We start from the raw sequence: 13498 nt of genomic DNA, 5'->3' as shown, positions 1-13498 counted from the left end.
TTTTTTACTTCAAGATTTTTAAAAACATTTGTTCTGTCCTTTTCACTTCCCTTTCAATTGTATAATTTTCTTTAACATGTAATCTGAACTGCATACCCAATTCCTTATTATCTTCTTTGGTCCTATTCATACACAGTGAAAGTGCATGACTCCATGAGTCTACGCATCCAGCCTTTATTAAGCTCTGGGGAAAATCTTTTAATTGGTCTTTAATTCCAGGAATATTTGAGCCTAGAACATTTTTACCAGCAGACATGGCTTCTAATAATGAAACGGGAGATCCTTCTTTCCGCCCCTTATTTAATGTTGGTAAAACCACTATTTCCGCTAAACTCAAATAGTTTTCCATTTGACTTTGCTTGCCACAAAAAATTACTTGATCTTTTAACTTTAATTGGTGCATGAGTTTTTCCATTTCTTCACCATAAGCATTATTATTGTCACCAACAATCATTAATCTCCAATCAGACTGGCTTTTTGTTGTTTTATTAAATGCCTTTAATAAGACATCAATTCCTTTTATTGGCACTAGGTTAGCTATACACATAATAATACGCTGGTTGGGTTTTATCTGCCATTGTTTTGCCAAGTTTACATCTCGGTATTTTGGTGTAAATTCTTTTGTATTTACCCCTCTAGGGATGAGCCTAGTTTTGTTTGAGTTTGGAAAAAAAAGTTTTTCCATATCTGTATTTTGAATAGCAATGGCTGTTGCTAAGTAACTTCTTACTTTCCATGCATTTTTTGATGTCCCTCCCCAATTCATATTCTTTTTAGTATATACCCATTTAATTCCGGCCATTTTAGAAGCTAAAGCTTCAGAATAGTCGGCCGCATAATGAAAACTATGAATAATATCTGGTTTAATAGCTTTAAACTGTTTGCTAATTTTATAACAGTTGCTTATCCCTTTAAAATATGGTTTCATAGTACAAGTATATTGTAAAATATGAATCGGGATTCCTGATTGCTCAACTGTTTTAAAAAAGTCTCCTTTATTATGCATACAGGCAATATGTGGTTCAAATTTTTTTGAATCCAATCTTGTAGCCACATTAAACAATGCTTTACCACTACCCGCCGTGTCAAAATTTGGTATTGTAAATAGTACTTTTATTTTTTTCATTTTAAAAGCGCATAAAGTGTAAATAAAGGCCACTTGAAATCGCCTTTTTCTTGAATATGATCTTGAAGCATGGACTCAATAGCTTTTTTTTCAAAACCAAATTTAACTGCATCACCTTCTAAAAGCCGTTCCGAAAAAACAGTCTTTAAATCTTTTCGTATCCAACTTGATAAGGGTATAGAAAACCCTTTTTTTACAGTCTCGTTAGGAATTGAGGGAATTCTATTATGCAGTATTCCTTTAAGTACTTTTTTTCGATTAGCACCCCCAAAACTGATTAGTGGATCCATTTTTAAACTAGCTTCAATCATCTCTTTGTCTAAAAATGGTACTCTCACCTCCAAACTATTTTGCATGCTTGCTAAATCTACCTTTCGGAGTGTTTTTTGCATCATACCATAGAACTCTGCATGACGGATATTGGACATAAGGGCTCTTGCGTCTTTAGAATTACTGTAATTATACACATTATATCCTTCTGGTATATCCTCCTTTTGTAAATCTGGAGCTATTTTATATAACCATTCTTTTCGGAACCTAGAATGTAATCCTTGATGTGCTGCCGCTTGAGATTTTGCCAAAAGTGCCGCATTTACCCGCTGATTTCCTGACGTATATTTATCTACTCCATAAATAGCTTTTTTAAACAAACTGGGGAGATGTTGATATTTTATATTTTTTCCAATACTCCAAAAACGTTCATAACCAAAAAACAATTCGTCACCCCCATCCCCGCTTAATGCCACTGTTACTTCTTTCTTTGCCAGTTTAGACACTAGAAAGGTTGGTAGAATACTAATATCTGCCAAGGGTTCGTGAAGTGCTGCTATAGCTTCATCCCAATACATCATCATATCATTAGCGGTGAGATGCTGAATAGCTTGTTTTAAGTGTAAAGCCTTGGCTATCTTTTGAGCTCTTTTGGATTCGTCATGCACCTTACTATCAGAACCTATAGTAAATACTTTAGGATTTTTCTGGTTGTTTTTTAGGGCTGTACAGATTAAAGCTGAATCCACACCACCCGATAAAAAAGCACCTAATGGCACATCAGACAACAGTTGAGATTTCACACTTGAATCTAAAACGGTTGCAATATATGATTCTGCTTCTTGACTATCCTTTATTTGATAATTCAGACTGGTGGGCAGTTTCCAATACCTGGTATGCGTTTTTTTACCAGTTTGCGTAATTGTAATCATTTCACCAGGCAAAACTTGATATGTATTGTCATACAAACCAAAGGGAGCTGGCACAAAATGCTGTTGCAAATACAATTTCAGTACACTAGGATCTATTGATTTACTATTAAATAGCGGGTGACTTGTTATTTGGTCGTATTGGGAGGCAGCTACAAGCGTACTACCATTCCAGGCATAAAACAAAGGTTTTATGCCCGCAAAATCACGTACTAAAGTAACCTCATTCGTTTTATTATTAACAATTGATAATGCGAACATACCATTCAATGCCTTTACCGTTTTTAGAATCCCCCATTCCTCTAGGCAAACTGTAATGGTTTCCGTATCACTTGTAGTACAGAATTTATTGTAACTTAATTTTTTTCTTAATTCCAAATGGTTATAAATTTCACCGTTGAACACTATAGTGAATTTATTATTTTTGCTAATCATCGGTTGGTTTGCAGCATTTGACAAATCTAAAATTGCCAAGCGGTTAAATCCCATTTGAATATTAACATTATTAGACCAATAATTTTGGCTATCAGGCCCCCTAGTATTGGAGAGCGCTAAAATATTCAAAAAGTTACTTTTATTTATTCCAATTTGAGAATTGCAATTGTACTCAACTAAAAACCCACACATACATCAAATTTAATCATTGTTTATATTAGACTGATATAAAACTGCCAAAATCATATTTAATTGATGTGCCGTTTTAGGATTCGGGTTTAATTTAAAATCGACAACCGTTTGGTTTATAAAATCTTCTGGTATGCAATTATTACTTTTTAACATTGATATAGTTCTATCTAAACCCAATTGATTAGATTTTCCTAAAAATTGTAATTCCCAATTCCGTAAAACATGTGGTTTACCTATACCCTCTTTTAGTAAACGCTTAACTTTATTAGCCAGTTTGTAGGGTATATTGTAAGGTGCTTTATTAAGCCTATAGTTATTTAAATTAAATGGAATCATTTGTTGCCAGGTAATTTTAGCCAATTCTGGAGCTTTATTTTTAATATATGCTATTTGAATTTGACGATTTTTTAGATAGTCTTCAGGAATTGAGCAAATAAATTCGCACATACGGTTGTCGTAATACGGCAACCCAATAGGGTGTTTTGCCTTGAATACTGATAGATTTACAGATGTCCATCGCGGTGCCCAATATAAACTTTTAAACGCCCTTAACTTGGCATTTGTGTTTTCAATTTGTATTTCATCCAGTAATTTCTCTATTCTCCCTTTATAGTAGGTTTTAAAATCGCCGCTTAAACCCCATACTGCCCATAGATTAGTGGCCAATTCCAGTCCACCTTTCTTCAACAGTTTTAATTGCATGATTTCAAGTTCCTCTTCTTTTGATAATTGTGGTAGGTCCATAGAATCAAATAACACATCGCCCCAATGCCCCAAATTAAATTTAGTACCCATTGTGTCAAATTCATCGTATATTGCCATTTGACGTGGCGCTGTAAAATCGGAATAGCATTGATTTAATTCTGATAATTTATCCAGTTTATCCCATAAATACCCGCTTGGAATTGTAAATGGTCTAAAATCAAAATTACACGAATTTGCTATTTGCTTTGCTATTTTAGTTTCTTTATAGCCATTTTCGAAGTGGTATCCATAAGAAAACACATCGGCATTTATACTTCTTAAAGCCACTGCTTGCGTTCTACTATCCAAGCCTCCGGACAAAGGTAAAATTACTTTATGCCCTTTAGACTGTTCTGATATAATAGTTTCAAATAAATGACCAAATTCTTCTACTGCATCATTAAATGACACAACTCTAGGTGTGTAATACCATTTAAACCAGGATTCAGAATTTACAAGCGAATTTTGATTGTTCAATGTATTGTAACTGGCCGGTTTCAAGACTACCTGATCTTTCCAATATGTATCGGTATCTAAAAAAAAACCCATAGCCGCAAACACACAAATAGCCTCTAAATTCAAACTATGCTGTGCTTTTACACCTGCAAAGGTTTGATTAATTGGAATAATTGGGGTTTTTACCTGCATGTCTGTTGTTGTTGCCTAATATAGGTAATATTTAAAAAATCAGAATACAAAATCTTTTTTAAGAATTCCCCCATCATGCGTTTTCTCTATTTGGCTCTTATTTATTTGCAACCGAAGTATATAAAGTTAAAAACTTCTCTATACAATTTTCCTTATTAAATTCTTTTTTAACCAAATCATGCGCTTGTTGGGTTATACTATTTACGACATTTTCAGGTGTTTCCTGAAAATCCAAAATAGCTTGGGCCATAGCATTTGGATTCCTTACAGGTACCAACCAGCCTGATTCATTTAATTTCACAACTTCAGTCATCCCGCCACAATCTGTAGATATTACTGGGAGTCCCAGAGCCATTGCTTCCAGTACCACGTTGGCAATACCCTCTTCTAAACTGGGCAATAAGAGGACATCATACGTTTTCATAACCTGAAACAATTCATTTTGAGTCTTCCCTTTTACAATCTTGACTTGGTTTACAAGATCTAATTGATACATTTGAAACAAAATCTCTTCAGACACTTTATTAGAACTTATAATAGTATACTCAAACTGTATCCCTTTTTCCTTTAGAATAGAACAGGCATCCAGTGCATATTTATAGCCTTTTTTCCAGTGGAAGCGCCCAATTGACAGTATTTTTATTGGACCATTGTTTTTTTTAATGTTACTGAATAGCTTAAAAGTTTTCCTAGGCACCGGAGAGTGTATCAAATTTATTTTTGAAGGTTCTGCATTATACTTTTGTGCTTCCAAAGCAATAGCCACCGAAACTGCATGAAAACCATCGACAACAGGAAAATATTTTTTATACAGTTGAGCAATATGTCCTTCTACAATAGGCGTATAATTGATATGTGCGCCTCTTAAACTTACGATTACAGGTATATTGAACTTTGTTTTTAAAAAGGTATAGAATTCCATATCCCTTGCCCATTGCAAATGTATCACATCTGGTTTATGCAATACAATAGGTAAGAATTTTGAAAACCATATCCATTGATCGTAAAATCTTGGGTATTTTTTAATTTCCTGAAATAGCTTTACACTATCTAAAGGACGTTTTAATAGTAATTGTGCTAGACGGTACAGCGTATACATTAGATTTTTAATATGCGAATAGGGTGTGCTGTATACTTTTATGTTTTTGGATTTATAAATTTTAGGAGTTTCAATAACTCCAAATAAAAGCACTTTATGATGTTGTGCTACACCTTTAATAAGCTCTTCAATAAATGTAGAACTTGGGATAGCACCCGAAAAAATGGCTATTTTTAAAGGTTTCATATTAATTTTTCTTTAAGCGCCCATTTTTGCCAAGCATAAATGTGCCAGACACCCCAAGCTGAATTATGTTTATCTAAATAAAAATCTTTGACGTATTGCCTTAATTCCTTCTGTTTAATAATTTCATTCCCATAAATAGGCTTATCAAATATTACACTCTTTACATCTGCTTTAAGTTCGCTTTTCAACCAAGATTCCATAGGTACTGCAAACCCTTTTTTTTGTTGGAAGATGATGTTTTTAGGAATATAATCTGCTAGCATATCCTTAAGTGTTCTTTTAAGATCTTCAGGTTTTCTTATACTTTTTGGGTCCAACTTTAAAGCTTCTTCAATCACCTCTTTATCCAAAAAAGGCACCCGCACTTCCATGCTATTAGCCATACTCATACGGTCTACTTTTATCAAGACCCTTTGCATATGACCGTAAAACTCATTCCACCTCATCCCTTTCCATAAGCTTGTTCTGGATGTTGTATTTATACTGCCATAAAGTTCGTTGAACTCTTTAGAAAATGATATGTCCTCGAAGATATTATTCAGTTTATCAGGATTTATATGACTGTGTTTACCTCTTATAAAATCGGTTAGGTTTTTGTAATTATAGGGTGCCCATGTATGAATCAGTTTCAATTTATTCAATAGGCGTATAATTGGTTTTCTTGTTTTAAGAGGCACTGAAAACCAATGTCGTTTTCTATATACATCCCAAAATCTGGGATATCCCCAGAACAATTCGTCTCCACCATCACCAGAAAGCATAACCGTAAATTGTTTTTTTGCTTTTTTAGAAATCAAAAACGTTGGAATGCTTGAGTAATCGCCAAAAGGTTCTGAAAACTTTTGAAAATGTTCGTCTATAATATGCAACAAGTTATCTGTTTGGATACTTTCGATAGTATGCTTGACTTTTAGGTTTTTAGCATAAGCCTTGGCTACATGACTTTCGTTTAAATCTTTATGCTCAACCTCCAAAGTAAAAGCTGTAACATTATTTTTATGCTCATTTGCCACTGCTGTAATCAAAGGACTGTCTATTCCTCCGCTTAAGAAGGTTCCCAAAGGCACATGGCTTACCAATTGCGATTGTGTAGCCTTAACTACTTTCTGCTTTAGTTTTTGAGGATTGGTTTTTGCATTTGATAATCCTAAAAAATCAAAACTCTGAATTATTTGTTTTTTAATATTCCCTTTTTTATCACATATCAATAACTCTCCAGGGTTAATCTGATAAATTGATTTAAAAATTGTATTTGGTGCCTGCATGTATCCAAAGGCAAAATATTCTTTTATTACTTCTGGTCGGTAATTTAAATTGTCTCTAAACCAAGGATGCTTGAATATCTGATTAAATTGTGAAGCTGACACCAAACCTTGTTTTGCCACCCCATAAAACAGGGGTTTTATACCTGCGAAATCACGTGTTAGATACATTTTATCTGTATTTGTATCCATAATCGCCATCGCAAACATACCATTGAGTTGGGATATGGTCTTTTCAACACCCAACTTATCCAGCATGTGTACCAAAACCTCGGTATCTGAAGTTGAAACCAAGTTTTTAAGCTGGTAGTTTTGCTCCAGTTCTTTGTAGTTATATATCTCACCATTAAATACTACATGATATCGACCTGATGGACTCCGTTTGGGCTGATTCCCTAACTGACTAACATCCAATATAGCCAACCGGTTAAATCCTAATTGATAATACTCTCCCTTAAAAGTCTCAGTAAAATCTGGTCCGCGGTGTGTTGACAGACTTAAAAGCATTTCAAAAGCGGAAACTTCCGTTACGTTTGTGCCAGTATAAGTAAACTCTGCTAAAAAACCACACATACTATTTGAAAAAGTTTAAATTATATAGCAATTTAAGTACACTGACAATAAATTTAGATTTTATTTTTTTTAATTCTTTGACTTGAATAAACTGACTATAATATATTGCAACTCTAAAATCTTTATTTTTTAGTGCTATATGGGATAACTGCCTCGAACGTTTTTTCATTATTTGGTCAAGTGTTTTATCATATTTTCCTCCAAAAAAATCATTCCAATATTTAGCATGCTTCATTCTATTAGTTAATTCATTCTTGAATGACAAATATTCAACCCTATTTTTACTTGTAACACTATTTGAGTGAGTCCTGTAAAACCCTGTTGATTTAGCAAAAAACCGGGTTTTTCCCATACTCGATAAGTAAGTAAATAATGGCCAATCCCCAACTTTAAACTCTAATAAGATATTTTCCAAGTTATGAAAATCAATATTTCTAAAAACTGTCATTGCAGTCACAAATGGGTTTTGCTTTATAAAATCATTAGGTGTATAATCTTCATAAGCGGAACCTATTTTTTTAATTTGCTTATATTTTTCAATTTTTTCTAAACATAAATTTGCATTGTTTCCAATTAATATATAATCCAAATTTTTTTCTAAAAAATCAATTTGTTTTTGTAATTTAAGTTGGTCAGTCCAATAATCATCACCTTCGCACAATGCAATATATTTACCTCTGCAACTTTTTAGTGCAAAAATAAAATTTGATATCATCCCGATATTTTTAGAGTGATTTATATACTTAATAAATTCCCCTTTTGGATTAGATTTTTTTAAAGATTCAATGATTACATGCGTGTTATCCGTTGAACAATCATTTACTACAACTAACTCAAATTCATACTCCATTATTTGCATTAACACACTATTAATAGCCTGCTCAATAAACGCCTCATGGTTATAAGTAATCATACATATACTGACTACGGGGTTCTTTTTCATATCATGAATGTTGAGCAATTAAAGTTTTTATTCTCAAAAAAATATACTTCACAAAATACATATCTAAATATATTAAAGAATAATATATACCTTTAAGTATTACCATGAGTCTTCCGTTAATACCAAATTCAATTTTACGGTGTGCTTTTAAAGCCGCTTTATAATCTTTATTTGGAATGAGTACAGGAAACTCCTTTTTAAAGTCTTTTAGCAATTGTCTTGAAGCCTGATATTGTTTTCTTTTATTTGTTGTTACCGATTGGCGGTTTGATTTCCGGTTCATTTTAACCAAAACTTTTGGAATTCCGAAAATGTTTGAAACCAAAGCGAAACGTAATACATAATTCCAATCTACATTAAAATTACCATAGGTATCTTTAAAACTTAAATTGTTATCCATATGAACAGACTTACGGAACATCATGCATGTATTGACTACTTTTAGTTGATTTATATACAAGTATTTGAACAGTTCCTCACCTTGTGGAAAGGCCTTGCCTTTTACTAAAATCCCTGGAAAAAAAACAGATTTATTATCTCCTACAAATTCTGTAATTCCCGACACTAAACCAACATTAGGGTATTTTCTCATAATGGCCACTTGCCATTCCAAACGTTCAGGAACGTAGAAATCGTCTTGTTCTGCCATGGCTATTAAATCACTGTTTAAAGGCGTTAAAGAAATTAATTTATTTACATTTTTAGCTAAACCTAAATTGGTGGGGTTTTCATGTATAACAATCCTCTTGTCATCAAAAGACTCAATTATTGTTTTTGAGGCATCATTCGTGCCGTCGATTCCAATATGCAACTCAAAATGCTCATAGGTTTGGTTTAACAAACTATCCAAAGTTGCTTTTATGGTTTTTTCTCCGTTATACACTGGTAAAATGATGCTTACCAAGGGCTGTTCATTCTCCATAGAGGTGCTTTTTAATGGTGACAAGCCTTTTAACTATAGGATTGTATAATTTAATTAGCTTCCATTTGTTCTTATTATGTAATTGCCAAAATAAATTTTTATAAAACAACTTATACAGTAGCGTTCTATCAGGAATATCACGCCTTTTATTTATAACGCTGGCTTGTTTATCATGTAGCCTAAAACCCGCCAAAATCTCATCGACAAAACCAATATCGAAATAACGCATTACCCGATACCAATATTCACTATCTAAATCCTGCTGTAGCTTTTCATTGAAGTATCCTACTTTATTAAAGCACTCCCGTCTTAATAAGACATTAGTAGGTTCGCCAATTTTATTTTTAGGAGAATTTAAAAATTGTTTATCTTTTAAATAGGTTTTCCCCGGTAATATTCCTTGTTTCACCTCAAAGTCTTCCCAATAGGTGTGTAAATTACCATAATAGGCTATAAAACCTTTAGTTCTATCGCTCATGTTGTCCACCAAAAACCTCCGTTTACAGTAAACCAATCCCGTTTTAGGGTTGTCTTCCATCAAGGTCATCAATTTTGAAATGCAATGCTTTTCCAGTATATCATCTTGAAACAAGAACTTTATGTAATCGCCTTTGGCCTTCCTTATGCAATTGTTCCAATTTGCTCCAATTCCGTTTGGAGTGTGTTTGTATATTTTAATGGGTATATTGGTTTTGGATTTGAATCCCTCTATGATTGCCAAAGTATTATCATTAGAAGCATCATCAGAAATTACTATTTCCAGATTGGAATAATTTTGGTTTATTGCTGACTGTAACGCTTCTTTTATATACGTTTCACCATTATAGGTTGGAATACAAATAGACACTAACGGCCATGTCTCAATACTAGTCATTATATAAATCTTTATGTACTGTATTAACTAAATTACCATTACTGTCGATATTCCAAGATGCCGATTCGTTTGCTGTTTGCATGTAATACTTTTGTTCTTCGGTAAGATTACCTGTATCAACATACCAACCTTCATGACGTGCCATATATGGCGGTTTGGAACGCCAAGCCTTTGTAAAGTGTTTTAATTTATATTTATACCCTGGTCTATACATAGCCCAAGTTGTATCAATTTCAGCTTTGTAGGCTTTAGAATGGCATTCTGATTTCCAAAACTGTTTTTCCCAATTTTCAACGGCCTTTTTATTAGGATTATGTTCAGGTATATCATCTATTTTTAGTGACAATCCTACTTTAGTTCTATCATAAGCCTTGTCCAATAAAGTCATCAGCACCCACATCATATCACCTGGGCATTCATCAATTGGTAAAATATCGGCATCAGTAACTACATAATACCCCTTACTATATTTTTTAAAAATATTTTTGTTTTTCCAAAAGGCTAAATGCCCCTCATTTTTTTTCAAATACTCTACTTTTACTGGACCTTCAATAGATCTTAAGTATTCCATAAGAGGAGGATATGTAGACTTGTTATCCACTATTATTATATTCTTATAGTAATTTTCTAACAACCAATTTACCAATTGTTTTATATGCGTTAATTGGTTATAACTGATAATGATAATGGGTATACTTTTGGGATCCTTTTTTTGTCTAGCCACTACTCTATTACATAGACTATTATAGACAAGATTTAGATAATGTTTTACCACTAACTTTAACTTACTCCAACGGTATGTCCACTTATTAGGCATGCAATGGTTTTAATAAATTATACCCTTTTCCAAATATACGATATGACCAAATCATAAGGTTTGCTCGAAAATAGAATTGTTTTTTTCTTAATGAACCCACTTTTACAAATGGTAGCATGTTTTTTAATATCTTTAAAACTTTTTGTGCTAAATAAAACCGTTTTTCTAAAACCAAATTCTTAAAAACTAAAGTTACCATTTCCAACACTTTGAGCTGCGTCGTAAAAGTCAATCGGTCATGATAATTTTCTATAGTTCTTTGTTTCACCTTAACATTGGATAGTACTTTATGGTCATTTTTCATCCAGTTATTAGATAAATTCTCCTCATGAATAACCATTTTAACTAAAACTGCATTTTCTACTACATAATTTGAGTCTATAGCTAAAGCTTTAATATGAAAATCATATTCTTGAGACTGCATCAATGTTTCATCAAATCTCAACTTACTATTAATAATAAATTTAGTTCTCCACAAAGGGCTTGTTGTTAACCAAAAAATCTTGTAACAAATATAATCTTCAAATCTATTACCTGATTCGATTTTAGGTGATCTTAAACCTAATGAATTGTCATTTAACAAATCATAAACTTCTGTTTGACAAATGCAATAATTAGCACTTTGATGTTCGCTTAACTTTTTAAGTTGTACTTCCAACTTTTTTGGATGCATCTGGTCATCACTATCAAACCAATTGACATAAGTACCTTTAGCCAATTCAAAGCCATAATTTCGACAGGCATTGGCTCCTTTTGGCCTATTTTCAGGTCTTTTATGAAATGAAAATCTCGAGTCGTTTTGAATATATTCTCCAACTATACGTTCTGTATCGTCTGTTGAACCGTCATCTACTATTATACATTCCCAATTGGTGTATGTTTGTTGACGAATACTATCAAGCGTCTCCCCAATTAAATTGGCTCTGTTATATGTCGGTATTATTATGGAGACCATTGGATTCATAAGGTTATAATTACTTGCTACAGTTATAGATCCTTTCAGACTCCATAAAACCATATTTAAAGCGTAAATCCTTATCGAAGGATTTTACATAATCGTCCACATTAACCCTAAACCCTACACTCTCCAATTTTTCTTTATAATCGAGACCGTAAACACGAACATGATCTTTTTGACCAAAAGCTTTCTCTCTTGCTTCGGGGGATGTTATAGAAAAATCTTCATATGTCTCATTAAGCAATGGGTTTAAAGGGACCTGAAAAATACCAAACCCGTTAGGTTTCATAACCCTAAACAACTCTGACATGGCCAATTTATCATTAGGTATATGCTCAAGAACATGGTTGCAAAGAATGAAATCGAATGCATTATCCTTATAAGGAATTTTAGTAATATCTACTTTTTCAATGGGGATATTCCCATTGTATTTAAAAACTTCAGGGTTTAAATCACACGGTATGTATTGTAAGTTACTAACTTGGGTGAATATATTATAGAATATTTTTTCTGGAGCAAAGTGTAGCATTCTAAACTGTTTTTTACTCTCAAAAAAATTAATTTTCTCATTAAGATATTTCCATAATAAACGGTGTCGCTCCAAAGATCCACAGTTTAAACATTCTGCATTTTTACGTTGAGACAAACCATAAGTTTTAAAAATTCTATATTCCGATTTACAAATGGGGCATTTTACATTACTTCCATAATATCGTTTATAATTTACATACTTATAATACCGTTTTAAAATAAACTTTGGAATTATATTTTTAACTCTGTCTTTCATAGTTCAGTATTAAATATTCGTTATTATAAGCCTATATTATTCTAACAGCTACATGTGCATAATAGGTTTTTTTTGATTTAGTAGCTGCCAATACTTCAAATGCCACACTATAAGCTTGACAATAGTCTTCAAAAGCCCTAAATTCATGCAAAACGCTTGAAAACTCATCAAAAATAATTACCGAACCCTTTTTAATAATATCGTGTGATTTGGTTAGCACAAATAAAGTAGACGAGTACAGGTCTGCATCTATATTAATAATTAATGTATTATCTGATTTATAGGACTCTATAAACCCTGGCAGTGTTTCCTGAAACATACCCTTGTAAAATGACACTCGATTATCTTCGATATTAGGTAATTTGCCCTTAACATCAAAAAAACCCTTTTGCAACCCCCCCGTGAAATTATCCCAGCTTTCAGGCAAACCACTAAAGGTATCAAAGCCATAAAACTTTGAGTCCTTATTGGAATTTAAATTTGCCCAATATTTAATACTCGCTCCTTTAAACACGCCAAACTCGCAATATGAAAGGGGTTTGTTAGCTAACAGATCGTTAATATAATCGTATAATTGATTCCGACTTTTTAAGAAAACAACTTGCTTACCAAATGATTTATGAAAGGATTCCAATTTTGGCAGCCAGGTTAAATATCTCAACTTTTCTGAATCTGGCAATAGTTTTGAAAGCCCTTTTTTAAAGGTTGTGGTTAGTTTAGCATTCATACCTTA

The 13498-nt window shown here is 32.8% G+C and carries 12 protein-coding genes; all 12 read right to left on the bottom strand.

Features of this window, described 5'->3' with window-relative positions:
• Positions 1–4: 4 nt before the first annotated feature.
• Positions 5–1126, bottom strand: coding sequence for a glycosyltransferase family 4 protein (locus tag K7G76_RS09490; protein ID WP_223033964.1), 1122 nt, complete (start codon positions 1124–1126; stop codon positions 5–7).
• Positions 1123–2952, bottom strand: a complete 1830-nt coding sequence (asnB, locus tag K7G76_RS09485; RefSeq protein ID WP_223033963.1) for an asparagine synthase (glutamine-hydrolyzing) — start codon at positions 2950–2952, stop codon at positions 1123–1125. Before asnB (K7G76_RS09485) ends, K7G76_RS09490 begins: the two co-directional genes overlap by 4 nt.
• 9 nt (positions 2953–2961) lie before the next feature.
• Positions 2962–4344 carry an asparagine synthetase B family protein gene (locus K7G76_RS09480; protein WP_223033962.1) on the bottom strand — a complete coding sequence of 461 codons (1383 nt, stop codon included), beginning with the start codon at positions 4342–4344 and terminating at the stop codon, positions 2962–2964.
• Positions 4345–4441: 97 nt separating this feature from the next.
• Positions 4442–5629 carry a glycosyltransferase family 4 protein gene (locus K7G76_RS09475; RefSeq protein ID WP_223033961.1) on the bottom strand — a complete coding sequence of 396 codons (1188 nt, stop codon included), beginning with the start codon at positions 5627–5629 and terminating at the stop codon, positions 4442–4444.
• The gene (gene asnB, locus K7G76_RS09470; RefSeq protein ID WP_223033960.1) at positions 5626–7464 is read right to left on the bottom strand and encodes an asparagine synthase (glutamine-hydrolyzing); all 1839 of its coding nucleotides are present in this window, start codon (positions 7462–7464) and stop codon (positions 5626–5628) included. Before asnB (K7G76_RS09470) ends, K7G76_RS09475 begins: the two co-directional genes overlap by 4 nt.
• 1 nt (position 7465) lies before the next feature.
• Positions 7466–8407 (bottom strand): glycosyltransferase family 2 protein, encoded by a 942-nt coding sequence (locus K7G76_RS09465; protein WP_223033959.1) that lies wholly within the window; start codon positions 8405–8407, stop codon positions 7466–7468.
• Position 8408: 1 nt separating this feature from the next.
• Positions 8409–9329 (bottom strand): glycosyltransferase family 2 protein, encoded by a 921-nt coding sequence (locus K7G76_RS09460; protein ID WP_223033958.1) that lies wholly within the window; start codon positions 9327–9329, stop codon positions 8409–8411.
• Complete coding sequence (locus tag K7G76_RS09455; RefSeq protein WP_223033957.1) at positions 9319–10203, bottom strand: glycosyltransferase family 2 protein; 885 nt, start codon at positions 10201–10203, stop codon at positions 9319–9321. Before K7G76_RS09455 ends, K7G76_RS09460 begins: the two co-directional genes overlap by 11 nt.
• Positions 10196–11020, bottom strand: a complete 825-nt coding sequence (locus tag K7G76_RS09450; protein WP_223033956.1) for a glycosyltransferase — start codon at positions 11018–11020, stop codon at positions 10196–10198. Before K7G76_RS09450 ends, K7G76_RS09455 begins: the two co-directional genes overlap by 8 nt.
• On the bottom strand, positions 11013–11984 hold the full coding sequence (locus tag K7G76_RS09445) for a glycosyltransferase family 2 protein (protein ID WP_223033955.1): 972 nt from the start codon (positions 11982–11984) through the stop codon (positions 11013–11015). The genes K7G76_RS09450 and K7G76_RS09445 overlap by 8 nt, the downstream gene beginning before the upstream one ends.
• A 10-nt stretch (positions 11985–11994) precedes the next feature.
• Complete coding sequence (locus K7G76_RS09440) at positions 11995–12765, bottom strand: class I SAM-dependent methyltransferase (RefSeq protein ID WP_223033954.1); 771 nt, start codon at positions 12763–12765, stop codon at positions 11995–11997.
• 31 nt (positions 12766–12796) lie between these two features.
• Positions 12797–13492, bottom strand: a complete 696-nt coding sequence (locus K7G76_RS09435) for a TylF/MycF/NovP-related O-methyltransferase (RefSeq protein WP_223033953.1) — start codon at positions 13490–13492, stop codon at positions 12797–12799.
• Positions 13493–13498 lie beyond the last annotated feature (6 nt).

This window comes from Hanstruepera marina (assembly GCF_019880635.1).
Classification (GTDB): Bacteria; Bacteroidota; Bacteroidia; order Flavobacteriales; family Flavobacteriaceae; genus Hanstruepera; species Hanstruepera marina.
This window is presented reverse-complemented; position numbering and strand designations above follow the sequence as displayed.

Bases quoted from the DNA above. Each gene is read 5' to 3' on its own strand.
- K7G76_RS09455 (WP_223033957.1), bottom strand. From the start codon at position 10,203: ATGACTAGTATTGAGACATGGCCGTTAGTGTCTATTTGTATTCCAACC.
- K7G76_RS09480 (WP_223033962.1), bottom strand. From the start codon at position 4,344: ATGCAGGTAAAAACCCCAATTATTCCAATTAATCAAACCTTTGCAGGT.
- K7G76_RS09490 (WP_223033964.1), bottom strand. From the start codon at position 1,126: ATGAAAAAAATAAAAGTACTATTTACAATACCAAATTTTGACACGGCG.
- asnB (WP_223033963.1), bottom strand. From the start codon at position 2,952: ATGTGTGGGTTTTTAGTTGAGTACAATTGCAATTCTCAAATTGGAATA.
- K7G76_RS09450 (WP_223033956.1), bottom strand. From the start codon at position 11,020: ATGCCTAATAAGTGGACATACCGTTGGAGTAAGTTAAAGTTAGTGGTA.
- asnB (WP_223033960.1), bottom strand. From the start codon at position 7,464: ATGTGTGGTTTTTTAGCAGAGTTTACTTATACTGGCACAAACGTAACG.
- K7G76_RS09445 (WP_223033955.1), bottom strand. From the start codon at position 11,984: ATGAATCCAATGGTCTCCATAATAATACCGACATATAACAGAGCCAAT.
- K7G76_RS09440 (WP_223033954.1), bottom strand. From the start codon at position 12,765: ATGAAAGACAGAGTTAAAAATATAATTCCAAAGTTTATTTTAAAACGG.
- K7G76_RS09475 (WP_223033961.1), bottom strand. From the start codon at position 5,629: ATGAAACCTTTAAAAATAGCCATTTTTTCGGGTGCTATCCCAAGTTCT.
- K7G76_RS09460 (WP_223033958.1), bottom strand. From the start codon at position 9,329: ATGGAGAATGAACAGCCCTTGGTAAGCATCATTTTACCAGTGTATAAC.
- K7G76_RS09435 (WP_223033953.1), bottom strand. From the start codon at position 13,492: ATGAATGCTAAACTAACCACAACCTTTAAAAAAGGGCTTTCAAAACTA.
- K7G76_RS09465 (WP_223033959.1), bottom strand. From the start codon at position 8,407: ATGAAAAAGAACCCCGTAGTCAGTATATGTATGATTACTTATAACCAT.